Below are 25,793 nucleotides of genomic sequence, written 5' to 3'. Positions count from 1 at the left end.
AATGATAAAAGTTACGAAGTCTTGATTTTTATATTGCTTTTTACATAGAAAATGTGGATAATAGCAATAACGATAAACGTTGATAATGATTATCATTATTATAAGCGTTAATAATTTCAATTTACTATATTTAAGTTAAAAGGAGACTGATCACCCATGAACGTTACCTCTACCCGAACAACATTACAGGTTGACGATTATCTGGATCTGCTCAATCTTGCCGTTAAAGTTGGAGATTTGAAATGGCAAAAAGAAATTAAATCCAGATTGCAATACATTCTCTGTCTGCCGACAAGATAATGCTTCCGAGTATACGCCATGTTCCCTTATTTAGGGGCATGGCTTTTTTTGTTGGTATGCAGACATAACTATATAATAATTGGAGTATCTCCAGGTCACCTGATGGTTAATGATATAGTATAATTATCAGCATAATATATTGAATAAAAAGTCCTTCAGATCGGAGCGTGTCAGCTTGAAAAAGTATATAGCTTTATTCTTAATGCTCAGCCTGTTATGGGTACCTGGTGCATACGCCGCTGGAATTCCTGCACAGCAGGGATTTGTTACCGATAACGCTGAAATGTTCAGTTCCGCAGAAGCCGCGTCTATTTCTGCTACCGCTACTGGAGAACTCATGACCATCCATGTACTCACTGTAGATTCCACAGACGGTACTCCAACTGATAAGTATGCAGACAAGGTTTACGACTCGTGGAAACTGTCCACGCGGGATCTTCTACTGCTGATCTCCGCTGGTGACCAGTCCATTGAGCTAAATTTCTTAAATCCAGGCTTTCAAAGCTCGTTAAATACTTGGTCTAAGAATCAGGGAGGGTCCTCGGGAAGTTCAGCCATCCAAAAACTGCTCGACACCTATTTCATTCCTTATGCCCAAAAAGGGGACTTCGCTGGCGGGACAAAGGCTTTGATTAATGCCATCCATTCCATCGGAGATCGTGCCGGCAGTACTGGAGGAACCGCAGGAAGCGGGAGCGCAGCCGGGGTCGGGAATGATGTAAACCGCTCCAGCAGCTCCATGTTTATGATTGCAGCGATTCTTATCGGAGCCCTTCTAATCCTCCTTCTACTCTTTGTAATGGTTACAGGTCTGCGTCGACGCAAGCAGCTTAGCGAGCAACAGAAACAGTTATCTAATTTAATGGTCCAGGCAAATCGGGCACTGGAATCGCTAAACCCTTTTCAAGGGATCGTTCAAGGGAAGACGGGAGAGCTAGTCGAAGGTATTTCCAAGCGGCTGTCCGCCAAGCTCGTTGAAATCTCCGCACTACAAAGCGAAGGTCAAGGCGTTCAGCCAGCATTTTATCGTTTGGCTGCCCTCAAGACAGCCGTGAAACAATTGCAGCAGACCGAAGCTGCCTTCCGCACAGCGCTTGAAGAGGAAGAGAAACACATTGCTGTCATTAGCGAAGCTGACCGCAATGTCAAACAGCGTATTACAGAGCTGAAAGAGGATACGCCAGAGCTTGAAGAACAGCTGCAAGGTGCAGTTAAAGAAACCGGATATGAGCTTCAAGAAATTGTAGAGGAACTTAAGGAGCTTGCGGAGGAAACTGCTAAGGCAGACCAATTGGAGCTTTTTGATCCCATTGCTGCACAAGAGGTTACCGAGGATGCACAAGAACGTCAGGAAAAAATCGAACAGGATCTGAAGGATGTTGATCTCTATGATGATAAGCTAAACAAATTTCCTACGGTATTAGCTGCGGCACGTGCCAAAATCACCGGGATCATTGAACAGAATTTACTGCACAATATGAAGGTTAAGCCATATGACCACCTAGAGCAGGCCCGCGTAGAATCGTTGACTCTTGAAGCGCCGCTGCGTATAGGAGATATGGATGAGGTGCGCAGAATCGGCGCCAGACTAGATCTGCTTCTGGATGAAGCTGTTGCTATGACAGAGCAGCAAGCACTGCTGCGGCAGAATAACCGCAGAGATCTAGAGACATTCCGCACCACATGGAGCCACTTGAAGCAGCGGCGAGACGAGCTGCAGGCCCGAATTACAGAAGCACGTGTACATTTCGAAGAACAGCATATAGTTAGCGTAGAGAACATTCTGACGGAGTGGAGCACACGTCTTCGGGAAGGTGCAGGTGAAGTGGCACAAATTGAGAACTGGGCCAGTGATGAACGGGGCGAATATGACAAGGCCCACGATGCGCTGGAGCGCTTGCTGTCCTTGCAGGATGAAGCTGGCCGGCAATATGACGGCGTCTCTGAAAGTCTAAATGCATTAAATGAAAGACTGGATAAAGTACAACGTCTCTTCTCCGAAGGACAAAGCCGGGTAGAGACGACCCAGCGAATGCTGCACAGCAGAGGCTTGTCTTCCAGAATCCGCTTTGAGTTATCCCTACTGCCGGAATATAGCCAGTTGGAGCAACGGTTGTCATCCCGGCCTTACAACCTGGAGGAACTGGAATCGATTGGCCACGCTTATGACGCTCAGATCACTTCCTTTGTGAATGAAGCGAACCGAATCGTTCGCCAAAAAGAAGAGGAAGAACGGCTTGCCCAGCTAGCCATGATGAGAGAGCAACAGCGGCGTGCGCAAGCCCGTAAACGGATGTCCTCTGGCCCTCCTTCTTCAGGCGGATTCGGTGGGGGACGTTCCTCCGGCGGCTCTTCCTGGGGTGGTGGCGGCAGTGGCGGCAAATCCTCCGGCGGCTCTTCTTGGGGCGGTGGCGGCGGCAAATCCGGTGGAAATTCATCGGGTGGCTCTAAGTGGTAATTCCTCACTATTAGATGCAAATGGATATACAAAAAGACTCTTTCGCTTATATGGGCGGAAGAGTCTTTTTAATTATGAATTATTATTGCTGTTTTATTTGTGGTATGAATGTGCCATCGGAAGATAAATTGTAACGGCCGTGCCTACTCCCTCTTCACTAGCTATTGCCACATATCCTCTGTGGGCAGTCACGATTTTTTTGACAATCATGAAGCCAAGTCCATTCCCATCGCCTCTAGTCGTGTGAAAAGGTTCTCCTAATTTATCCAGAACTTCCTTATTCATCCCCTCTCCATTATCGGTGAAGGTTATCACCTGGAATTCATCCTTCACATCAAGAGTCACTGTAATGCTCCCGCCAAAAGGCAAAGCTTCCATTGAATTTCTTAGGATATTGAGGAAAATCTGCTTAATCTGATTGCGGTCACATTCGATCTCAGCATCATAATGGATCTTTGTATTTAACACTATATTATTCATTTCCACCTGAATCGCGAAGATATTCAATACTTCCAGCAGGATCGTGCTACATTGTTCAGTCATATAATGCGCAGCCTGCGGTTTACCCAGAATAAGAAACTCGCTCACAATGAGATTCATTCTTTCCACTTCAGACATAATGAGATCATAATGCAGCAGTCGTGAATCTTTATTAGCCAGTTGAAGCATCCCTTTCACCGTAGTCAGGGGATTGCGGATCTCATGTGCAATGCTCATAGCCAGTTGTCCTGCGACCACTAGCTTTTCTGTATTGCGCAGCACTTCTTCCGTTCTTTTCATCTCCGTGATGTTGCGCAAACTTCCAATCACACGCGCTAAGTAACCATTCGCATCGTAAACGGGTAGTACATCTAACATATAATGCTCGAACAACCCGTTTTTCTCCTGAATCACTTCTAACCCGGCACATGCGACATGATGTATGATGACATGTTGAAAGTATGCGCCCACATTCCTAATTTCAAAGACACTAGTTCCAACAACAGACTCTTGATGCTCACCACCCAAATGAAGCATAGCTAAACCGTTCTCATTTATATTCACGACTGTTCCGAATTGATCTGTTATGATTACCCCTAAGTAATTGGTCTCTAGCAAAATCCGATTTAATAATTGCAGCTGAGAATTCCCTCTCCGCAACAAAATCTCACGTTCAATCGAGTCAGCCATCGTACAGAGCAGAGGCAGCAAATGGGGATGGGCTACATCTATATCTGCCATAAATGAAATTGTACCTAAAATTTCTTGCCCATTTTCTTTATAAAATGGAGCTGTACAGCATACTAAATGATGCAAAATATGATGGAAATGGTCTCGTCCTGTCAGCTGGAATGGCCTCTGATATTCAAGGGCTAAAGCGATTGAATTGGTACCCACCTCTTTATTCATCTGCACGCCTTCTTTGATGCCTACCTGTCCTACGAGATCAATAATCGTCGCATCTCCTTGGAACGCCAATAGATAACCTGCATCATCCGAAATCGTAACTAGGATCGGGTTCCCTTTGACTGAGGAAAGAAATTTTTTGACAAAAAATTCGATAACCTCAATCACTTCACTATATACGCTAAGTTGTGCCCCCAATTCATCAGTAGAATATCCCTTTGCAAAGACAGGCGGTTGCTCAGGATCAATTCCTTGGTCAATACAATGCTGATTGGAAGCCTTAATAATGGTCTCATCCGTCAGTATCCCTGTTGTCTCATCCAAAGCCCTTACCCCATTCTGTATGAATCTTCAATTTTGCATTGCATAATTATGTATTCTACCTCTCTCCCTCTAATCCTTTTCAATCCTTAAAAATCAAATAATCCCAATGTTAAAAAATAACTTTCTGCACAAAAAAACTCCACCCCTATACAAGAGCGAAGTTTTGGAGAATTATTATTTTCTATTTTTCAGTTAATGCTTAGTGTCATCCAAAAAAGGTTTATTCACATAATAATACATTACCCCCATCAGTACGCCACCGCCAATTAAATTGCCGATCGTAACGGGGACAAGGTTATGCACCACGCCATACCACGATACCGTTCCGGGATGATCAAGTACAAGCGCAATCGCAAAGGTACACATATTGGCAATACTATGTTCATAGCCTGAGATGAAAAAACAGAATACGAATAAGACCATGGCGAACATTTTGGCCCCATCGCCTTTCATATTCATCGGTATAAAAAAAGCCATACAAACGAGCCAGTTACAAAGAATAGCCCGAAAGAAAAGCTGACCTGCCGGGGCTTCCATTTTATGCTCCACTACATATAGCAAAAAACCGTTTACATCTGAGCTATAGAACAGTCCTGTCAAAAAAATCAGCAAGGCAAAAACGGCAGCCCCAAGAATATTACCGATATAACTCATGATCCACATGCGGACAACCTCAGACCATTTCATTTTCCGTCTTAGTGCCGTGTATGTGTAATAAAAAGTATCTCCGGTGAATAAATCCCCACCACCAAAAGAAATTAGAATAATAGCCGCTCCGAAAGTAATCGCAGCCATTGGATATGCAAAGGGGGATTGCTCCATAAAGAAATAGTTGCCTGTCTTAAATGCTACAATTACACCGAATCCGATAAACATACTGGCCAGCATGGCTCTGGCAATATAGCGCATTACGCTTTGCCGGAATATCTTCTGTTTCTTAAGTGCTAATTGTTCAACCTGAAGCAGTGCCTCGTTCTCCATGTGACCTCCTTAGGGATTTTGGTATTTCCAGCTGATTATGGGCTAATCGACAGCCTTGCGTTATTATACCCAATAACCCGCTGGAAATTACTTGAACCAACTCGCGGCAAAAAATCCCTGAATACTTACGGGGAAGCGAAGCTACCTCTTGCTAATTGTCTTCATTCATTTTAGCAATGGCTTCTGCTTTTTCACTGCTGGCGACGATGATAAGCACGAGTATCAAACAGCCTAAAACCATAGCCTATCCCCACTTCCTCCACATGTAGTCTTGTGACAACTTATGTATTTGAATAGGGCTTTATGTTTGGCTACAGTAAACTTCATTTGATTAGATCACGTTTACGCCTATGTAGTTGAAGTAAGCTACTTCATATCCAAAAAAAAGCAGAGCAGCGAACCCCCAGAAATGAAGACTCACTGCTCTGCTATATTTTTATGAACTTTTTTTAAAACAATTAGTTCAAGAAGCTGCTCAGTTGGCTCTCTGCTTCACCTTGTTTCAGCGCCTCAGGCTTGTCCGCTTCATTGAGTCCTAGACGATTGCCCAGTTGGGTATTGATCGTCGTCATTTTGGATGTATAATCCTGGCAGCTTTCGATAATACGACGGTTTGACTGTTCCGAAGTATCCAATGCGCTAAGCAAATCCCCGATCGCTTGATTCACGGCTTCCATAGACATGGAAGGTTTGGATAGAAGCTCGGTCGTTTTTTCTGTAGTCGTACGCAGCAAGCGTGCATTTTCTTTAAACTGATCTTCAATCGTCTTATTTGTTGCTTCTACAGCGTTGATAACATTCTCCTGATCGGCCAGCGACATCGCAATCATTGCCGACACTGTAATCAGATTAGAAGTTTTATCAATCGCATTATTTACGGAATCGATCAGTTTATCATTATTGTCATTGATGATATCTGTAGCAGCAATCGCTTGATTGTAGAGCAGAATCATCTCTGTCATGGACTGAATACGAACCATCACTTTACGCAGACCACGCTCCAGATAAGCTTTACGGAACTCATTCTCAGGCTTCGCAATCTCCACCTCGAACAGCTCTTTTAGCTTATTGCCGAAGGCAATTTTGGTTTGAAGGTTATAGATCTCCTCCATAGAGGTACGTTTCAGCTGGCGCATATTTACAATACTCTCTTCGAGGGTATCTCTGCCGTCGCGTAGACCAGTAACAATCGCATCAATATTTGTGCGGACAGACTGATATTTGTACACATAGTTCTTCATCGGACTCTTCCGCAGCATTTTGCCGAAAAAGCTAACATTCTTACTCTGTTGCAGATTTTCACACTCATTCCGCAGCTTCATAATCATGTTAGGCACTTCAACACGTTTGCCGGACATCAGGTCATTTACCGGACGATCCAGCAGCTTGAGGGTTTGGCCTGCTTTTTCTTGCGTCTTCACCCCAAGCTTCCCGATATCATCCATTAAAGAATCCAACGTGACTGTATCTGTCTGGGATACCTTCTCGATCAATTGTGCGGCTTCTTCGACTACCTTTTGTTCATCTTCTTTTTTTAATTGGATCAACTGCGTGGACATGGGTTTCCCTCCTATAATTCGGAACTGCTATACCGCTGATGAATCAGTTCCGCCTTCGTCTGAAGTTCCATCAGGTCTTTATGTTCGATCGTCGAAGCAATATCCGATATTTTGGAATCAACATCTCTTAGACCGTTCAGCAGCGTTCTCCGATTCTTCGTCTTCGCTTCACCACTTAGGCGCAAAAATGGGTTAATCACACCATTTAAATCCTTCAGAATCAATCTGCGGACCGTATGATTAATATCGCCATTATTGAGCTCCTGCAGCAGCGGAATTACACGTTGAAGTCTCGCAAAAAGCGCCAGTGATTTCTCGACAATTTCATTGTCCAGTGTATCCTTCTGCCCCTCGGAGATAATCATATCTTCCAGAATGCTAAGGTACTCAACTACTGGAGCAAATTCCGGTCCAATCTTCGTTGGTTCGGCCTCAGTTCTACCACTATTGCCCGGATTACCTGGTGCAGCATTATTTGCCACACTAGGTAATTGCGGAGCATTTGCAGAGGGAGCTGGAGCAACAGGCACCGTCTCTGGACCTGCTGGCAGCACCTCAGCCGGAAGGTTGGTTCTTGGACTTCTCGTTGCAAGAACCCCTACCGCTGCACCCGCTACAGGCAACAGCAAGGAGAGTAACTCAGGCAAAAAAGAACTCGTTAATACAGCGACAACATAGCCAATACCGGCATACAGCAATATTTTCGATTTAAATTTAATTTTTCTCACCTCTTGTGAGCGAGATTGCGAACGCTCAATTCACGGGATCCGGAATTACGGATTCGCCGTTTATTTTCATAATTAGCGGCTGCTCTACATGGCTGGCAAGCACATTATCGCCGAACTCCGCAGGCTGGACCTCTCCGCCGAGTGCACTTTTGACAGCCAGGTATGGAAAGTTAATTCCAGACAGACAAGAAATATGAAGACCTCCAGACATCCGGGGGTTAATCTCCAGCAGTTTAGGAATTCCACCACTATACTTCATTTGAATATTGAAATTGAAAGGTATTTTATATACCTCTGCTACCCGGGAAGCGATCTCCTCCAGCTCCGGAATATGCTCCATCAGCCGCAGACGACCGCCAGCTTTACGACGGGGTACAGCCGCTAACAGCCTGCCATTCTCATCTGACAAGCAATCTATACTGTATTCATAACCTTCCAGCAATTCCATCACCATAAGTTCAGGGAATGTAGGTTCACTTCCCAGAATACGATAGGCCTCATCGAAGGATATCAGCGGAGTTACATGACCAAACAGCTCCTGTAAAGGACTACGTGTGTTATCAATGATACGGAAGCCAAGGCCTCCCTCTGTCTCCGTGGGTTTAAAGCATACGTGGTGTCCTTTGGCTACAAGATCATGATAAGCCTCTTTGAACTGCTCTGCTGTACTCACCACATGATAATCAGGAATTGTCATAATCCCTGTTTCCTTAACACTTTCGTAGAACTTCCCCTTATCCATGATGGTCTCCAATAAGTCCAAATCTCTACAGACTAGAACCTTGGTGCCAATCGCATCAAACATAGCAGCATGCAAAGCTATATCCAGCATATGTAACCGTGGAATGAAGATATCGATCTCATTGCGGCGACAGAAATCCACGCAGAATTGAACATATTCTATTCCAGTCAGTGCTGGTTCAGTCCCAGCAACATCAGCACCTTGAAGGGACATATGGTGAATATCAGGATGCGTGGCGAAGATTTGTACAGGAACGCCATCCTCATTATTGCGGATGAGATTCATATAATGGTAAGCGACGGAAAACCAGCGATTGAAATAAATGTTTACCTTTTTCATAGTGGCCCAACTCCCAATACGGTTAAGTTATTATAGATCATGTTTACATACTGTAGAATTTCATCACCAGCAAAAACACCCGCTTGCTTCGTAAAGGGATACCTTGATTTTACAAGACCACTCTGCTGCTCTGCAAATATTTCTCCATGACAAGGAGCAATCGCATAGTCCGCACTTTCTAGTAAACTCTTATCCAACAAGGAATCTCCCGATGCTACCATCGGTTCTGAACGAACCGTCCGGCGCACATGAACAATCGCATCACTTTTATTCACAGCGGCAGGAACGACATATAGCTTGCGCCCTTGTAAGGATACCCGCCAGCCCAAATCATATAATCGCTCTGCCAGATTCGTGATCTCATCCATAGGTAATAAATCACGAACTACTACAAAAGTATAAAATAAATCATCACAATACCGCTCACTAATGATCCATTCCTCGTGCACTACAGACCTAACGTGCATTCTAACTTCTTCTGCCGCAGCCGATTCATTTTGAACAAGCCTGCCCACCGAAGCTCTCCAGCTCTTATCTACTTCGCCACCAATCAGAATATTCCCGCCATTACTAGTAATCGCGTAGTCTGGAATAATCGTGTCTTGAAACAGATTAATACGCTTATACTGCGCTATGGTACGTGTTGTAACGGGCATAAAGATAATACGGGAAGTAAGCTCCATCAGATCAGCCAATGCTTTTTGCGAAATGTATGAAACCGTCTTACCATCCACAACCTCCGCAGGAACCAGGCCCGGAGTATTCTCCGGGACACCGATTGCATTTAAGGAATAGATTAACGTTCGGTCCAAATCACTGGCATAGATCATTCCGTCTCACCTCTCAGCGGCTTAATAATCCCGCAACAGGAGTAGGTGAGTCCAGGGAATACTTCTACTGGAACCCCTCTATCCTCTGCTAAGAGAATAATATGACGAAGATTTGGATTATCCATAGTATCGACAAGAATCTTCCACGGTACTCTGCGCAGCAGCACTCGGGTAGTTTCTCCGACTCCGGGCTTGACCAAATTGATGTTATCTATGCCGAACACTTCTTGAATACTCTGAATATCACGCAGGCCCTGCCATGTAATTTCTGGCGGCGATTGCTGCATCTGTTCAGCAATCGCTTGTGCTTTTTCCGCAACGGAGGAGAAATACGGGCAGATCGCCGCAATGAATACATTGGATACATCCGTATCGAGCCATTCCTTGTAGAATTTAGCCCCATGGAATTCTTCCGGACCGATTAAATCATCGCGCAGCACTGTCCGGCTCATCAGTCCTGACACCGTAGAATTGAGGCATGCACTAGGAATAAGATAATCCTCTCTAGTCCCGAACGTGCCTGAACAGTTCCCGGGATCAGCCAATACGGCCAGGTCATCATTTAGCCGAATGCCATATTTCTCATACAGGCTGTTGCACGCTTCAATCAATACCTGGCGAATAGCCCCTTTCCCCGTCCATCCGTCGACAAACTGCAAATCAGCGTCAAGCCCGTGCTTTTGCAGAATATAAAGGATTGCGTTCTCATCAATCCCCTTGCCCCGAATGATAGAGATACTATAATGCGGCAGATCAGCACCATATCGCTCTTGGATATAACGCTTAATCAGTACACCAATTGGTGTTCCCGCTCTTGCCAAAGAGACTAACACCGTATCAAGTCCCCTTTGAGCGACAATCATCTCAGAGACTACCGCTACTGCTAGAGCGACCTTCTCCGCAGATTGCTCCAGCGTCTCGTGAAATAACTCAATATACTGCTCAGTAGGCTGATATTCCACGGGCAGCATCTCAGAGTAGTGTACACCTGATTGAATGGCGGCCTCTCTTTCGTCAGTCGCCCGCTCCAGTGAAACATCGCTCAGATCCTTAAGCAAAAATATAACATCTGACGGAGAATAGCTGCCTAGCGGAACCGGTTCGGCTATACTTCTGTTTAGAATTTCTTCAGTTACTGTTCCCTTCATAGGTAGGGCCTCCACTTCTTCTTTCCGAGGTCAGTACAATAAGATGCACTTTATGGCGGGCCAGTTTCTTCAGTATATCAAGCATAGGTTTCATACGCTCATGCGGTACATCACGCTCAATCAGCACAAATATATCATCGTATTGACCAGGAGCTATATTATAAATAAAGTTTGTGATTTCCGGATCACCAGCTGAAGGATACGCAGCAGCACTATGTACCCCATAATCCGGCCGACGCTCAGGGTGGATTGGACTTCTAGTGGAAGACTGGTAAGCAATCCCTTTCCCCATTTCCGCCGCCACTCTCATCGGAAGATACATAAATTCTCCTACACCCATTACCAAGGCTTTCGGTCCTCTACGCAATTGCCGCAGCTGCTCAGCTATTCGTTTCACACCCTGATCAAGCTCCAGATTATCCTGTGACTCCATTCCGAACCGTCCACTATATTTCATATACGGCGCTGTGTTGATCTCACCATAGGAATCGATAGAGGATACCTCCAGTCGTTCCATTCCATCTTGAGCATAAGTAGTTACAACCTCACACTCAAAAATGGCCTCTCTATCCAGCTGCTCCGTATCCTTATTAAACACCGGTGAACCTATCACTTCAATATTCCCTTGCAGCAGACATAACGACTTAATGCGAATCCCCAGCTCCTGCTCAAGCTCACTATAGTGTTGAAGATTGCTGCCGCTTCTCCAGTCCAGAAGAGAGACTACCACATATTCCTCCCGCGGGAATTTTGACTGAATATCTCGAATTGTATTGATCGCGGTTTTCCCGGTCGTAATCTCGTCATCTACCAATATAATGGGCTCTGTCCCAGATAAGAGTTCGGTATCCAAGGCATAACATAGATGATCAACTGCATGGGAATGCTCTTCTACAAAACTTACAACAGACTCCAAATCAGGAATATGCTCACGCGTAGTATGAATATAGGATGCCTGCTCAGCAAAGATGTTGTACACACTGTGACCCAGTGCAGTTGCCGTTTCTGCGAATCCAATAAAAACCACAGGCTTGGGCAAAACCAGCCGGGCCGCTAGTAAATGCTGATAGGCTTCCTTAGCAAATTCAGGATGAATCAGCCCATGAACCGCCATATCCAATAACTTTGTCATACGATCACTATCCACGGAATCGCCGTTCATCTCCTGATATAACAGCAGCGCCAACGCTGCTCCGCTTAGAAGTGAAGTATACGGATCGACGGGGATATGCTTGCCAAGCACCTTACTGACAAACAGAAAAGTTCGTTTTTTATTAATTCGCGCCGCCATAGAAAATAAAGAATCCAGAGGCATATGAAAGGGGTTAAAGGTTTCGGTTACATTCACTTGCAGGTTCTCGACTATGTTATACGTGCGTAAATTCGTTTTCGGGTAATAATCCGACAAAATGCTGTTGTTCATGTAACACCCCGTATATTTGAGATCGTAGTAAAATTCGTCTTGCCCAATTCAGATGGGGCTTAATTTCGTTCATTTTATTAAAATATTGACTCTTAAACACGCCCAGACTGCCATCATTACTTTCTACAATGCTTAAAGCGTCGACGTATTCCTCATGCATCACTGTATACATCGCCTGAACAGGTCTGAGATGAGAAGGATGGATAATCGTCTTACCCACAATTCCATTCTCTTTATCCAAAATAACCTCACGAATTAGCCCGTCCACACTGCTCGAGATATAGCTATTCCGCATATCACGGCCGTTTTTGCCGTAAGTATCCTCAAATGGCGTCTGCCGCAGCTGCGGCCGGAGAACTCGATGACCTTTATTCGCAAAATACTCCCAGACAGGTCCTGAGATCACATATCCCTCTTCAACCCGCCCAAACACATTGATAATGTCCGAGATACAGTCACGGATAGGAGTAAGATCATAAATACTAACATCAGGACTGCGACGCAGTCCGAACAGGCTGGAGAAATCCGTTGCCCCAATTCTGACGTTTAGGACAAGCTCACGGTAATTACGGAGTAAATCACGGATAGATAGCAGACTGTCCACTCGACTTTCCCGATAAATAATAGGTGCAGTTTCCAAGATTGGCATCCCGTAAAGCACAGGATCATTATAACCACGCGTATTGTTGTACTCAGCTAACGTTTCAAAATATTGAATTCCATTGTCCACAGAGAACTTAGGAAATACAAACCCTGTTAACATCGTTACCAAGGATCCCAAGCGGAAAATCATTTGCCGGAGTTGGTCCGGGTTACGTACTCGTATAAAAAGAAGCGGGAGGCTGTTCGATGAATCCAGCTCATTTTCTGCGTAAGCAGCTAGGTAAATAAGATGCTGGATAATAGATTCCTCTGCATTGTCAACCTGGTCATCTCCGATTGCGTCCTCCAGATCTATAATAACCGTCACTAGACCTGCATTCTTGAGCTTAATGATGTCTTCTGCAACACTTGCACGGGTAGCCGGCATATAGAGGGCAGCGCCGACAGCGTAGGCTAACAGTTCCTTGTTCGTGGTATGATCAAATGAGATAGGCGGAGTGTAAAACAAAGAGATTTCTTGTTCTTTTGTCAGGTAATCGAAGTATCTCAAATCGGTTCCCCCTTATAGTTTTGCGAAGCCAAGCAAAACAAGCGTAGACCTCTCCTCATAGAGAGTGTCAGAACCGGCAATACTCTCCCTTGGGGATGGCATCTTGGCTCTCTCAAATATAAGTGAAGGCCTACGCTATAACATATACGATTACCTGAAAGAAGCAGGCGTTTCTATTCTTGCATGATCGGCTCCGACTTCTCTATGGTGCAATTACTTTTTTAATCATGCACTTTTATGGGCATCTTTTTTCTTACGTCTAGCACTATAGAGGATCGTACCCACGAATACCGCTATAAGGATTGTAAAGAATACGACATGCGGCAATTCAAAACCAAAAGCACCCGCTAGCATCTTACCCGCAATAATGGCGATAAGCAGGAAAGCTGCCTGTTCCAATTCAGGGAATTTATCAATAAGCTTCAAGAATACCTGCGCCACTCCGCGCATCATCAGAACCCCTAAGATACCACCCATAAAGAGAACCCAAACCTGATCACTAAGTCCAAATGCTGCAATAACACTGTCAATACTGAAAGCAATATCCATTAATTCAACAAGGAGAACCGTCTTCCAAAAAGAAGTGCCTTTATTCTCCGTATGCTCTTCGCCACTGCCCTTAAATAAACCTTTATATGCGATATAAAAGAGATACAGTGCACCAAGAACCTTAACCAAAGTAAACTTAATAAGAAATGTCCCTAGTCCAATGGCCAGGAATCTGAACAAATAAGCCCCTAAGATACCGTAGAAAAGCGCCTTTTTCTGCTGCTCCTTAGGTAGATGCTTAACCATAACGGCAAGCACAAGCGCATTATCTGCAGAGAGCAAACCTTCTAGTAGAATTAAGCTCCCGATAATCCCCCAGCTCACAGGATCAGAGAGTGTACCTACTACATCACTCCATGAGAAAAAATGCCCGTAATTCTCACTAATATTTCTAAAAAAATCTGCGAACCAATCCATTACACTTTGCGCCTCCGGTAAAATCGATTATTTGCTGCCCGCAACCCAGCGCAGCCCCCAGCCATAGGCTTCATCCATCTCACGATGACCACTGTAATATTGCACCAGCCGTTCAACACTAAATGTTTCATTGCTTACATTCCGGAATAACGCAATGGCACACATCCCTTTACGGTTGTTATGCTCGTCCAAATTTACAATGATATCAGGTCCTCCGCCTTGTTTGATGGTGACAACCCCATCGGCCTCCGACCAGTTGGTTACCCCTTTATAAATAAAGGAAAACACTAGAATGCGTTCAATCTCGGAAATTTTGATACCATTTATACGCAAATTCTCACCAGTAGTTACGGAGCCTGTCCGATCATCCCCATCAAGCATGACATAAGGAGGTTGATTCAATGAGCCAAAGGCATTGCCCAACGCTTGTACCACTCCTTTACTGCCATTCTTCAGTTCATACAGACAAGCAAGATCTAGATCTACGCCATTTTTACGACTAAAGAGTCCGCCCTGCTTCTGGTTCCAGTTGAGATTAATCAACACTTCCCCTAAATTACCACTGGCTGATTTTTTCAAATTGATGGAATCGCCTTTTTTCTTCAGCTCGATTTTCTTCAAGTTGAGATTCATTGGCGAAGGCGGAGGTGTGGGTGGAGAGCTTTCTTCACGTTTCACTGGCTGCGCAGGCGGCGTTGCGAAGATTTGTGGTGGAATCTGCGGCTTAACCTCCGGCTGTGGAGCAGCAGGAGCAGGCTCCTCATTCGCTTCAATACCGAAGTTGCTGCATATCTCTTTCAAACCTCCGGCAAACCCCGCTGCAATGGCACTGAACTTCCATTCACTGTTATATCTATATAATTCCCCTACCACAATGGCCGTTTCCACGGAGAAAAGATTGTCGAGATCACATCGGAGCAGTTCCGCACCTGTCACTTGATTGAGAATCCGAAAATAGGCCTGACTAACTTGCCCAAAACTTTGACCCCTTTTCTCCCCATCATAAATGGTAAGCGTAAAGGCAATCTTCATCACATCGGAAGGAATCTTATCCAATTGAACTTCGAATTGCTTGCGGTCATTGAATCCTGGCACATCCTTATACCTAATATACGATGTGGCTGGATTATTATAAAATATTAAATCCTCGTCTTTACTTACTTTACCCTCTGATCCAAGCAGGAAAGCAGAGCTATCAATCTCCAGAGCAGCCGGAGCATTCCAGCCGATCTCTACGATTATAGAATGAAGTCCAGCATTGCCTTTGGTCAGATCAGCTTTTTGCCCTTTGACTACGTTAACACTCATTCTTACGCCACCTTTATAAATGGAGTAAACCAACTAATAATTTTGTAAAAAAGAACCCCACAAAGTGGAGTCTGTACTGCTCTAAATATTTATAAAAAGGGCAGGATCGGTAATGACCCCGCCCACTTGGATGTTATTGCGCGTCCAGTCCATAGTTTCTGCATAAAGCGCTTAGACCGCCGGCAAAGCCACTTCCAATCGCCTGGAACTTCCAATCCGCACCATTGCGGTAGAACTCACAGAATACAACAGCTGTTTCAGTTGAAAAGTCTTCACCTAAATCGAAGCGAAGCACTTCACGATCATTAGACGCATCTACTACACGTACAAAAGCATTGGAAACCTGTCCAAAGTTTTGTGCCCGAGTTTCATAATCATAGATCGTTACCGTTATTCCGATGCGCTGAATATGAGCAGGGATTTTGCTGAAATCAACAACAATCTGCTCGTCATCTCCGTCACCCTCACCTGTACGGTTATCCCCCGTATGAGTCAAGGAACCTGCGCCACCCGAAGGATTGTTGTAGAATACAAAATCATCGGAGCCCTTGGCCTTACCATCTTCATGCAGTAAAAAGGCTGAGGCATCAAGGTCAAAATCTTGGCCGCCGCTATACTTGTTAGTATCCCAGCCCAATCCTACTACTACCTTCGTCAAACCCGGATTAGTCTTGGTAAGATCAATCCGTTGTCCTTTAGAGAGACTGATCGTCACTGACAAAACCTTCTTTCATTTATGAATTCAATTCATCTTTAGCATGCAGAATGAAATTTATTGCAGGCCGTAGTCGCGAGTCAAACCGCTCAAGCCGTCTTTGTAGCCACTGCCGATAGCATTGAACTTCCATTCTGCACCGTTACGATACAATTCGCCTACAACGACACCAGTTTCAATAGAGAAATCCTCACCGAGGTCGAAACGAATCAATTCTTCATTGTTCAGATCGTTTACGATACGTACGTAGGAACGGGAGACTTGTCCAAAGTTTTGGCTTCTTGCTTCAGCATCATAAATTGTAATAGTAAAAGCTACTTTGTCTACATCAGCAGGGATGTTCTGAAGATCCACTTGAACCTGCTCATCATCACCATCGCCTTCACCTGTACGGTTATCTCCGGTATGAACAACAGAAGCATTCTCATTTTGCTTGTTATTGAAGAAAATGAAGTTGGTTTCTTTATCAACTTTACCACTAGCATTGGTCAAAAAGACGGATACGTCCAAATCGAAATCTTTTCCGCCGTCATATTTATTAGTGTCCCAACCAAGACCTACTGTGATTTTGGATAGACCTGGGTTTGTTTTCGTTAAATCGATTTTTTGACCTTTGGATAGATTAATTGCCATGATTACATACCTCTTTTCTTATATTTGGATTATACGTAGCGTTCTGCAAGTTGATTGATATGAGCAGCGTGGCTGCCTTCACCAATTGCAGCGAACTTCCATTCTCCACCTTGGCGGTAAAGCTCTCCACAAATAAGTGCCGTAAAACCTGTGTAGTTGTCTGACAAGTTGAATTTAATCAACTCACTATTCCCGGCAGCATTTATTACCCGAATATACGCTGATTTGATCATTCCAAAATCCTGTTTGCGATTCACCGCATCGTAAATGTTAACGACAACCAGAACCTTGTGAACATCGGCAGGAATGGCTTTCAAATTAACCATGATTTGCTCGTCATCTCCGTCGCCTTCACCCGTCAGATTATCTCCGGAATGAATGACCGAGTTGCAAGGACTTTGCTTGTTGTGGAAGCAGATCAGGTTACCCTTCTTAGTTAGCTTACCATCCTCATTTAATAGCAGTGCTGAGGCATCACAGTCGACATTCGCCTGTTTCTTGACTCCAAAGAATCCCCGCGAGGCTTCAATTGGATCCCAGCCTAAGCCCACAATTACATTGGACAAGCCCGCATTACCTTTAGTCAAATCAATCTTTTGACCTTTTACCAGATTAATTCCAGCCAAATCAACGTACCTCCGTTTCCGATAAAAATCATTATCTGTTAGTCTAGCTTTTAGGTGTTATATCAGTGATACGATAAAGAATAAATTACGTTTCAACGAACTTTTATCTATGACTTCACCTAATTTATAAACTGAATTCGCTAGGGTTTAATCCTAAGACACCACAAATATTCCGCACAACTGCTTTTTCATAATCATCAAAATCACCATCAGCTGATCCAATTGCCGAGCATACGCCCACGATCAGACGGCCCGCTTCTGGTTTGCCGCTAAACTTAGCGATCGCTTTCAAAGCCTCTTGTTTCCCTATTTCCGGAGAGAACTCGAAGTTACTAACATAATGGTTGAATTGAGCAATGACATCTCTCATGTCAAATACCTTCAATTCATTACTTAGATTTATATAGCCGACCATTTTATTCTTCTCTGCATCTTCTATTTTACCGTCAGCCGCAGCAACCAAAGCGCAGCCTGCAACTATCGCGTTCATGAAGTCTTTATTTTTGAATTTTTTCACTTGATCTGTTAGTCCGTTTTTGGTTGTGTTTAACCAGTTTTTAAATGTGCTCATCGTATTTCTCCCTCTATCACTGCAAGATTATGATAACAAAAGATATCCCCAGAGCCTCCTCTCCACGTTCCGACAGATTTTGCATATAAATCCCTGAATTAACCGTTACTCTTCTAATATACCTGATAAAATAACAAGATTCTACTTTCCACTAAATTACAGCACCTTTGATAGAAAGGATCGTGTCCGTTCTTGCATAGGATTTCCGAACAGCTGCTCCGGACTTCCTTCTTCCACAATCTCACCTTGTTCCATGAACAGCACCCGATCCCCCACCTCACGCGCAAAGCCCATTTCATGTGTCACCACGACCATCGTCATCCCCTCACGGGCCAGTTCCTTCATCACCGCCAGCACTTCCCCCACCATCTCCGGGTCAAGCGCTGAGGTTGGTTCGTCAAAGAGCATAATTTGGGGCTCCATAGCCAGCGCCCTTGCAATCGCTACCCGCTGAGCCTGACCCCCAGACAATGAGGCTGGATACATCTCTGCTTTTTCACTTAGACCTACTTTTCGCAGCAGCTCCAGCGCTTTTTGCCGCGCTTTATCCGGAGACCATTTACGCACCTGAACCGGCGCCAGCATAATGTTTTCTATAACCCTCATATGAGGAAATAGATTAAACTGCTGAAACACCATCCCAAGCTCTGTACGGATATCGTTAATCTTCGTACTCGCCGCCATCAAAGAAGTGCCTTCAATTACAATCTCGCCGGCCTGCGGCTGCTCCAGTAAATTAAGGCAACGCAAAAAGGTGGATTTACCCGATCCGGACGGTCCAATAATCACCACTACCTCTTGACTGAAAATATCGATACTTATATCGGCCAGCACCGTATTTGTTCCAAATGATTTATGTAAGTTCCGTACTGAAATCATAGGCTCCATCCTATTTCAGCCTCCGTTCAACGTAATTCAGCAGCTTGCTAAGAGAATAGGTAAGAATGAAATAAATAAGTGCCGCTGTCAAATAAGGCTCCCATATCCGCAAATATTGCCCTTTCATCGTGTTGGTCCAATACATTATTTCCGGTGCAGCCACCAAAGCCAGAAGAGAGGAGTCTTTCACAAGCACAATAAACTCGTTACCAAAAGCCGGAACCATCCGTTTGATCGCTTGCGGTAAAATAATAAATCTCATCGCTTGCCGACTAGTCATCCCCAGTGAAATAGCCGCTTCCCGTTGCCCACGATCAACCGACTGAATGCCTGCCCGAAAAATCTCAGCCGAATAAGCAGCCGAATTAAGCGACAGAGCAACAAACGCAGTAATTAGAGCATTGGTTTTGCCGTAAAGCGGGGGAATCACTCCAAAGTGAACAATCAGAATCTGCACATACAGTGGTGTTCCTCGAAAAAAATTGATATATGAATGAAAAGGCCAGCGCAAATACCATTTTGGGGCCATTTTGCCAAATCCGATCCCCAGTCCCAAAATAGAGCCAAATAAAATAGAAACTACAGAAATACCAATAGTCAGCAGTGTCCCTTTTAAAAGGACGGGCAAATAATGAATGATAATGTCCATTCTAAAATCCATAGGACTCTCTCCTTCTCTTCTTTATGTCATCTCTCTTTAAAAAAATAAGCATGCGCAATAGCTATCATTACGCATGCTTATTAGGTTTTTTCCTTATTTTGCGTTCAATAAGCTATCCAGGTTAGGTTCTTCGCCGAACCAAGTTTTGTAGATTTCCGCGTACTTTCCGTTTTCCAATACCTTCTTAATAGCCGGATCCAGTTTCGCTTTTAACTCACTGCCCTTAGGGTAAAGAATGCCGTAATATTCCGCTCCGAAATTCTCCGTGTCTACAATCCCCACCAGCTTCTGCTTAGGATTGTTTTTCATGTACTCACGTACAATGGCAATATCCGCTACAACCGCATCGGCTCCGCCGCCATTCAGTTCCATCAATGCCACCGCATTGCTGTCAAAACGTTTCAAGTTAGGGTTGTCGACACCCATTATTCCGCTCATCAGGTCATCTGCAGTTGTGGCCCCTTGTATTGCAACTACTTTATCTTTAAGGTCAAGTGCGTTTTTGATGTCGCTGCCTTCTTTAACCATAATCATATTGGTAGATTCGAAATAAGGGATGGAATAGTCATAGGTTTCTTTACGTTCATCCGTAATCGATACTGAAGATAGCCCTGCTTGATACTCCGTTCCCTGCTTCACACTTTGCAGCATCGTTTCCCAGCCTGTGTTCGTTACGCCATAGTCTATTCCCGCTTCTTCCATAACTGCCTTAATGAAATCGATGTCGAATCCTTTGATTTTATCCGTGTCCATATACTCCATAGGAGCGTAGCTGGCATCACTGGCAAACTTAATTTTCTCCGCTGAGGATTCGTTACCAGCTTTACTGTTATTTGCTCCACAACCTACCAATGCAACCACCACAAATGATATAAAAACTGACATTAAAACACGACCTTTTATTTTCATATCCCCATTCCCCCTATTTTCGGAAATAACTTAAAGAGATTTTAACAGATTAAAGGATTCATGACAATTAACTTTTCTAAATAATGTAAGGTTATATAACACAATATTATTATTTTATACATTTTATGCGTACATCACTCTCAAAAAAAATACCATCAAACAGAAAAAGGCACTGCCAGAGATTCTATTCTCTCTAGCAATGCCTTTAGCATATTTAACTTTAAACCTATTAAAGTGTGATATCTCCATCATAAGAACCGATCAATTTATACAGATCCGGCCGGCGGTCACGGAAGATTCCCCACTCGATCCGGCCAACTTCCAAAGCATCCAGATCGAATTCGCTTACCAGCACGGTTTGCTCCTCACGTCCAGCCTCAACGATTTTATTGCCCTGAGGACCTGCAATGAACGATGAGCCGTAGAAATTAATGCTCGAATCCTCATCAATTTCCTCACCAATACGGTTGGAAGCCACGACTGGAATAAGATTCGCAGCTGCATGTCCAAGCATACAGGTCTGCCAATGATCCTTGGAATCGATCGATCCATCCTGCGGTTCAGACCCAATAGCCGTTGGATAGAACAGAATTTCTGCTCCCATCAGGCTCATTACTCTAGCCGCTTCTGGATACCATTGATCCCAGCAGATGCCTACACCAATCTTGGCATAACGAGTGTTCCATACCTTAAAGCCAGTATCTCCCGGATTAAAGTAGAACTTCTCTTCATAACCTGGGCCATCTGGAATATGACTCTTGCGGTATTTGCCCAGCACCGTTCCATCAGCATCAATTACAGCAAGTGAGTTGTAACGCGCGTAATTCTTTTTCTCATAAAAACTAATCGGCAGTACCACTTGCAGCTCCTTGGCTACTGCTTTGAAATGATTAATCGCCTTGTTATGCTCAAGCTCTGTTGCGTATGCGTAATAATCAGCTTTCTCTTTTTGACAGAAATACGGGGTCTCAAACAGCTCCTGGAGCAAAATAATTTGCGCACCCTGTGCTGCCGCTTCTCTGACCAATGTCTCGGCTTTGCTGATATTCTCCTCAATATTGCTGGAACAACTCATTTGTGTCGCAGCTACTTTTACATTTCTCAAGTATCTGTCCTCCTTGTATATAAATGTCCCTTTGGACGTCTAGTTTCCTTCAATTATAGCTGTGCAGGCATTTGCTGCGTAGTGCAGTGGACATTTCCGCCTTCGGTGATAACGGCCATTCCGTTAACTGTACGAATCTTGCGATCCGGGAACAAACCAGCCAGTACTTTCTCAGCAAGTGTATCCGTTTCTGTCGCGGTGCCCCCAAACACAGGCAAGATAATTCCGCCGTTCACGAAATAAAAGTTCAAATAACTGAGCGTCAGACGACTGCCGTCATGATCGACCCGTGGTGGCTGCTGAATCTTGATAATCTCCAGCTTACGCCCTTTGGCATCTGTAGCGTTCTCCAGAATACGCAGATTCTCTTGCGTAATCTCATAGTTCTCATCCTGCGGGTCCTCACAGACCTGGATAATAACTTTGCCTGGTGCAGCAAAACAAGCAATATTATCGACATGACCATCGGTTTCATCGCCACTAAGGCCACGTCTCAGCCAGATAATAGCTTCTGTACCTGTATAGTTCCGCACGTACTCTTCGATCTCTTCGCGCTTCAGCTCCGGGTTGCGGTTTAGGTTAAGCAGACACTCTTCTGTAGTAAGCAAAGTGCCTTCTCCATCCGTATGAATCGAGCCACCCTCCATCACAAGCGGTGCATCAAAACGGGTGATCTGCGCATGCTCCAGAATCTTCGGAGCCACTTCGTCATCCAGATCCCAAGGTGAATATTTACCGCCCCAAGCATTAAACTTCCAGTTCACACCTGCCATTTGTCCTTCTTTATTAACAATAAAGGTAGGTCCGTTATCACGCAGCCAAGCATCGCTATGCGCAATAGGCAGCAGCGTTACATTCGGTCCGCCGACCAAATGCTCTACCCGCTCCACATCCTCCGGGTTCACAATGACCGTGATTGGTTCAAACTCGGCGATGGCTGTGATAATGTCAGCATAACCTTGGCACACTGACTCGTGGTTATCCGGGAAACACATAGATTCCTGCACCGGCCAGGAGATAAAAGTACGTTCATGCTTGCCCCATTCCGGTGGCATTGTATAGTTCAAATCTTTAGGATTCATGTGTTAACTACCTTTACTAATATATTTGGAGCCAGTCCTACCCTTAAAACTCCTTCCTCATCATACAATAATATGTTCTAGTGCTCAATTCCCTGGGACATTAATAATGTTGGAAGGAATTTTTTTGTTCGCAGCCCCCATTTTACAGTTAAAAAATTTAAGTTTTCATCCGTAACAACGAAGCTAAATTTAATTATTTTAATATAAATCAGGATATCATTTAATAATTTTACTTATTTTAGTGATTCCATTTTCATTTCTAATGGATTTTATATAATTAGCTTAAAGGAGTGGGTTGCAATGGATGACATCGATCTTCAAATCTTGGAATTACTGAAAAGCAACGGCCGCATGACCAGTTCGGCATCTGGCGTCCTTCTGTCTCATAGCAGCTCCAATATGCCGTTTCTAGTTAGCGGCGTCTTTCTGGGTTCCGCATTATGGTGGATGGGTTTGACAGGGAGCACCGCTTTGTTCAGAATCAACATAATGTCAGGGCGTTCGAAACAGCTCATGTTCAACAAACTGTCCGGATTGGTAATGTTGTCTTTCGGCGTTGTCTCCCTTATTCAATCTCTCAATCTTCAGGAGTTCCTTTAAACGATATCTCTCACTATACGGTAATCTTTTTTACCACATTGCCTTCAAAATCCTTAACGATAAATTGCCCGCCCTCTAGAATAGCATAGGAATTCGGATTATTCTCTTTAGGCAGCGATATGGAGCCGGGATTCAGTACATACACTCCCTCTTTTACATCGGCAACTGGTATATGGGTATGTCCCTGAATAAAAATATCCTTCTCGGAAAGCGCCGGCAAATGCTCAATGCTAAAGCCATGACCATGTGTAGCGTAAATCCGTCTGCCTTCGTGCAAAAGCATTACATAATCGCCCATCATCGGGAATTCCAGCAGCATTTGGTCTACCTCGGCGTCACAGTTTCCACGTACTGCGGTTATCGGCTTGTTTTTGTTATATGCATTAAGCTTATTAGCAACCTCTTGTGGGTTATAGTCCTTCGGCAGCGGATTTCTTGGACCATGATATAAAAAGTCTCCTAGAATAATAAGACTGTCCGGCTGCTCTTCTTCCACCTTTTCCAAAGCCCGTTCCAGCCAAAATAAAGATCCGTGAATGTCGGAAATAAACATTAACTTCATCATGTATTCTCCTTTTCAACTTAACTTAATTAAATATGCGCTTAGACAATAATCTTAACCTTGAACATACCACAACGCAAAGCGGACGTTCCCAAAGGAACGCCCTGTTCGCTATATCTTAACACTCACGGCAAATTCGAGGATCCCATCAAAAAGCGGTCTACTTCGCGCGCAGTCTGGCGCCCTTCGTCAATAGCCCAGACTACAAGGCTTTGCCCGCGCCGCATATCGCCTGCTGTGAACACACCTTCTACATTGGTTACTTGTGCTCCGAACTCTGCTTTGGCGTTCCCCCGCTCATCGCGTTCCACCCCAAGCTCGCCCAGTATAGTTTCTTCGGGTCCTGTGAATCCCAAAGCCAGTAATACCAGCTGCGCTTGCAGGGTCTCCTCACTGCCCGGCACTTCGACCGGTACCATTCGTCCCTGTTCATTATGAGTCCATTCAATGCGCACTGTACGCAGCTCCTGCACTTGCCCACCCTCATCGCCGACAAACCGTTTCGTCGAAACCAGATAACGGCGCGGATCTTCTTGATACAGTGAAGCGGCCTCCTGCTGACCATAGTCCACTTTAAGCACCTTTGGCCATTCCGGCCAAGGATTGTTAGACTGACGTGTCAGCGGCGCCTGTGGCATAATCTCAAGCTGAGTCACACTGCGGCAGCCGTGACGGATCGAAGTGGCTACACAGTCTGTTCCAGTATCCCCACCGCCGATTACAACTACATCCTTACCTGCTGCTGATAAATATTCCCCATCGGCAAGCCCTGAATCCAGTAGGCTCTTTGTATTCAGCGTTAAAAACTCCATAGCTTGATGAATCCCACGCAAATCGCGTCCTTCTATCGGCAGATCACGTGCCTGTGTAGATCCACCACACAGTACTACAGCATCATGCTCTGCCTTGAGCTGTGATGCTGGGAGATCTCGGCCGATCTCTGTTCGAGTTACGAAGGTAATGCCCTCAGCTGCAAGCAGATCCACCCGGCGCTGTACAGTCTTTTTATCCAGCTTCATGTTGGGAATACCATAGGTAAGCAGACCGCCAATCCGGTCCGCCCGTTCATACACAGTCACCGTATGTCCTGCCTTATTAAGCTGTGCCGCACAGGCAAGCCCCGCCGGACCTGAACCCACTACAGCTACCTTTTTACCCGTGCGATGAAGCGGCGGCTCAGGCACAATCCAGCCTTCTGCAAAACCTCTATCTACAATCGACTTCTCAATAGATTTAATGGTGACAGGTTTGCCATTCATCCCTACCGTACAAGAGCCTTCGCAAGGAGCGGGACAGACACGGCCTGTAAATTCAGGAAAGTTGTTAGTCTTATGCAGACGTTTCAGCGCTATCTCCCAATTTCCACGATAGACCATATCGTTCCATTCAGGAATCAAGTTGTGCAAAGGGCAGCCGGAAGCCATACCAGACAACAGACGTCCTACATGACAAAATGGCGTACCGCAATCCATACAACGCGCCCCTTGCTCGCGCAGCTTTTCTTCATCCATAGGTATCGAGAATTCATTCCAATTCTTAATTCGCTCCAATGCCTCACACTCGGAGGGTGTCTGTCGTTCAAACTCTAAAAATCCGGTTGCTTTCCCCATCTCTTTCATCCTCTCTACCAAAGAAAAGTACTCTCTGTCACTTTCTGCTGTTATGCCACTCTAAAGCGCCAAAGTAAATGCCTTAATATTAGCACCCCATATCTTTAACGAAAATGAGTAATGTCACCTTTTTATGTAAAATAAGAGCATCCATTCAAAAGAAAGTTCAACGCAAAAAAAGCACACAGCGCACTG

General features: G+C 44.7%; 25 protein-coding genes. 3 read left to right on the top strand and 22 right to left on the bottom strand.

Going from position 1 to position 25,793, the window contains the following annotated elements:
* Positions 1-156 precede the first annotated feature (156 nt).
* Positions 157-300, top strand: coding sequence for a hypothetical protein (locus MHI25_RS01785; protein WP_167348483.1), 144 nt, complete (start codon positions 157-159; stop codon positions 298-300).
* A 175-nt stretch (positions 301-475) separates the two neighbouring features.
* Positions 476-2,758: a TPM domain-containing protein gene (locus tag MHI25_RS01780; protein ID WP_340394856.1), complete on the top strand. Its 2,283-nt coding sequence runs from the start codon at positions 476-478 to the stop codon at positions 2,756-2,758.
* Between the two features lie 93 nt (positions 2,759-2,851).
* On the opposite strand, the gene MHI25_RS01775 is transcribed toward MHI25_RS01780, so the two are convergent.
* The 20 genes from MHI25_RS01775 to MHI25_RS01680 all read right to left on the bottom strand — a co-directional run bounded on the left by MHI25_RS01775 (position 2,852) and on the right by MHI25_RS01680 (position 22,826).
* A complete protein-coding gene (locus tag MHI25_RS01775; RefSeq protein ID WP_076278939.1) occupies positions 2,852-4,468 on the bottom strand; it encodes an ATP-binding protein in 1,617 nt (538 codons plus the stop codon).
* 192 nt (positions 4,469-4,660) lie between these two features.
* Complete coding sequence (locus tag MHI25_RS01770) at positions 4,661-5,449, bottom strand: formate/nitrite transporter family protein (RefSeq protein ID WP_076124688.1); 789 nt, start codon at positions 5,447-5,449, stop codon at positions 4,661-4,663.
* A 458-nt stretch (positions 5,450-5,907) separates the two neighbouring features.
* Positions 5,908-7,008 carry a toxic anion resistance protein gene (locus MHI25_RS01765; RefSeq protein WP_036687432.1) on the bottom strand — a complete coding sequence of 367 codons (1,101 nt, stop codon included), beginning with the start codon at positions 7,006-7,008 and terminating at the stop codon, positions 5,908-5,910.
* Positions 7,009-7,019: 11 nt separating this feature from the next.
* A complete protein-coding gene (locus MHI25_RS01760; protein ID WP_076278972.1) occupies positions 7,020-7,727 on the bottom strand; it encodes a hypothetical protein in 708 nt (235 codons plus the stop codon).
* 34 nt (positions 7,728-7,761) lie between these two features.
* The gene (locus tag MHI25_RS01755) at positions 7,762-8,817 is read right to left on the bottom strand and encodes an ATP-grasp domain-containing protein (RefSeq protein ID WP_076185601.1); all 1,056 of its coding nucleotides are present in this window, start codon (positions 8,815-8,817) and stop codon (positions 7,762-7,764) included.
* On the bottom strand, positions 8,814-9,647 hold the full coding sequence (locus tag MHI25_RS01750) for an HAD family hydrolase (RefSeq protein WP_036687429.1): 834 nt from the start codon (positions 9,645-9,647) through the stop codon (positions 8,814-8,816). The genes MHI25_RS01755 and MHI25_RS01750 overlap by 4 nt, the downstream gene beginning before the upstream one ends.
* The gene (locus MHI25_RS01745) at positions 9,644-10,795 is read right to left on the bottom strand and encodes a cysteine protease StiP family protein (protein ID WP_076306540.1); all 1,152 of its coding nucleotides are present in this window, start codon (positions 10,793-10,795) and stop codon (positions 9,644-9,646) included. The genes MHI25_RS01750 and MHI25_RS01745 overlap by 4 nt, the downstream gene beginning before the upstream one ends.
* Positions 10,776-12,086 (bottom strand): phosphoribosyltransferase family protein, encoded by a 1,311-nt coding sequence (locus MHI25_RS01740; RefSeq protein WP_340395647.1) that lies wholly within the window; start codon positions 12,084-12,086, stop codon positions 10,776-10,778. Before MHI25_RS01740 ends, MHI25_RS01745 begins: the two co-directional genes overlap by 20 nt.
* Positions 12,087-12,162: 76 nt before the next feature.
* Complete coding sequence (locus MHI25_RS01735) at positions 12,163-13,371, bottom strand: HpcH/HpaI aldolase/citrate lyase family protein (protein ID WP_232061116.1); 1,209 nt, start codon at positions 13,369-13,371, stop codon at positions 12,163-12,165.
* 225 nt (positions 13,372-13,596) lie between these two features.
* A complete protein-coding gene (locus tag MHI25_RS01730; RefSeq protein WP_036687425.1) occupies positions 13,597-14,337 on the bottom strand; it encodes a TerC family protein in 741 nt (246 codons plus the stop codon).
* A 27-nt stretch (positions 14,338-14,364) separates the two neighbouring features.
* Positions 14,365-15,645: a TerD family protein gene (locus MHI25_RS01725; protein WP_340394855.1), complete on the bottom strand. Its 1,281-nt coding sequence runs from the start codon at positions 15,643-15,645 to the stop codon at positions 14,365-14,367.
* Positions 15,646-15,778: 133 nt separating this feature from the next.
* Complete coding sequence (locus tag MHI25_RS01720; protein WP_036687422.1) at positions 15,779-16,360, bottom strand: TerD family protein; 582 nt, start codon at positions 16,358-16,360, stop codon at positions 15,779-15,781.
* A 57-nt stretch (positions 16,361-16,417) separates the two neighbouring features.
* Positions 16,418-16,993 carry a TerD family protein gene (locus MHI25_RS01715; protein ID WP_036687420.1) on the bottom strand — a complete coding sequence of 192 codons (576 nt, stop codon included), beginning with the start codon at positions 16,991-16,993 and terminating at the stop codon, positions 16,418-16,420.
* Positions 16,994-17,022: 29 nt separating this feature from the next.
* Complete coding sequence (locus MHI25_RS01710) at positions 17,023-17,619, bottom strand: TerD family protein (protein ID WP_076124695.1); 597 nt, start codon at positions 17,617-17,619, stop codon at positions 17,023-17,025.
* A gap of 124 nt (positions 17,620-17,743) precedes the next feature.
* Positions 17,744-18,190, bottom strand: a complete 447-nt coding sequence (locus MHI25_RS01705; RefSeq protein ID WP_076185595.1) for a tellurite resistance TerB family protein — start codon at positions 18,188-18,190, stop codon at positions 17,744-17,746.
* Positions 18,191-18,346: 156 nt separating this feature from the next.
* A complete protein-coding gene (locus MHI25_RS01700; RefSeq protein ID WP_076282402.1) occupies positions 18,347-19,069 on the bottom strand; it encodes an amino acid ABC transporter ATP-binding protein in 723 nt (240 codons plus the stop codon).
* A 10-nt stretch (positions 19,070-19,079) separates the two neighbouring features.
* Entirely contained in the window at positions 19,080-19,730 is a 651-nt protein-coding gene (locus MHI25_RS01695) for an amino acid ABC transporter permease (protein WP_076124698.1), read from the bottom strand.
* A 93-nt stretch (positions 19,731-19,823) separates the two neighbouring features.
* Positions 19,824-20,639 (bottom strand): transporter substrate-binding domain-containing protein, encoded by an 816-nt coding sequence (locus tag MHI25_RS01690; RefSeq protein ID WP_340394854.1) that lies wholly within the window; start codon positions 20,637-20,639, stop codon positions 19,824-19,826.
* Between the two features lie 229 nt (positions 20,640-20,868).
* On the bottom strand, positions 20,869-21,744 hold the full coding sequence (gene aguB / locus MHI25_RS01685; protein WP_076124702.1) for an N-carbamoylputrescine amidase: 876 nt from the start codon (positions 21,742-21,744) through the stop codon (positions 20,869-20,871).
* Positions 21,745-21,797: 53 nt separating this feature from the next.
* A complete protein-coding gene (locus MHI25_RS01680; RefSeq protein WP_076220272.1) occupies positions 21,798-22,826 on the bottom strand; it encodes an agmatine deiminase family protein in 1,029 nt (342 codons plus the stop codon).
* 300 nt (positions 22,827-23,126) lie between these two features.
* Here MHI25_RS01680 and MHI25_RS01675 point away from each other — a divergent pair, with 300 nt between their 5' ends.
* Entirely contained in the window at positions 23,127-23,426 is a 300-nt protein-coding gene (locus tag MHI25_RS01675; RefSeq protein WP_076275960.1) for an AsnC family protein, read from the top strand.
* A gap of 13 nt (positions 23,427-23,439) precedes the next feature.
* On the opposite strand, the gene yfcE is transcribed toward MHI25_RS01675, so the two are convergent.
* The gene (gene yfcE, locus MHI25_RS01670; protein ID WP_076220270.1) at positions 23,440-23,988 is read right to left on the bottom strand and encodes a phosphodiesterase; all 549 of its coding nucleotides are present in this window, start codon (positions 23,986-23,988) and stop codon (positions 23,440-23,442) included.
* Positions 23,989-24,113: 125 nt separating this feature from the next.
* Positions 24,114-25,598 (bottom strand): glutamate synthase subunit beta, encoded by a 1,485-nt coding sequence (locus MHI25_RS01665; protein WP_076124710.1) that lies wholly within the window; start codon positions 25,596-25,598, stop codon positions 24,114-24,116.
* Between the last annotated feature and the right edge of the window lie 195 nt (positions 25,599-25,793).

Source organism: Paenibacillus sp. FSL E2-0177 (genome assembly GCF_037992975.1).
In the GTDB taxonomy this organism is placed as follows: domain Bacteria; phylum Bacillota; class Bacilli; order Paenibacillales; family Paenibacillaceae; genus Paenibacillus_AQ; species Paenibacillus_AQ odorifer.
Note: the sequence above shows the minus strand (reverse complement) of the source record. Positions and strands in the feature narration are given on the sequence as shown.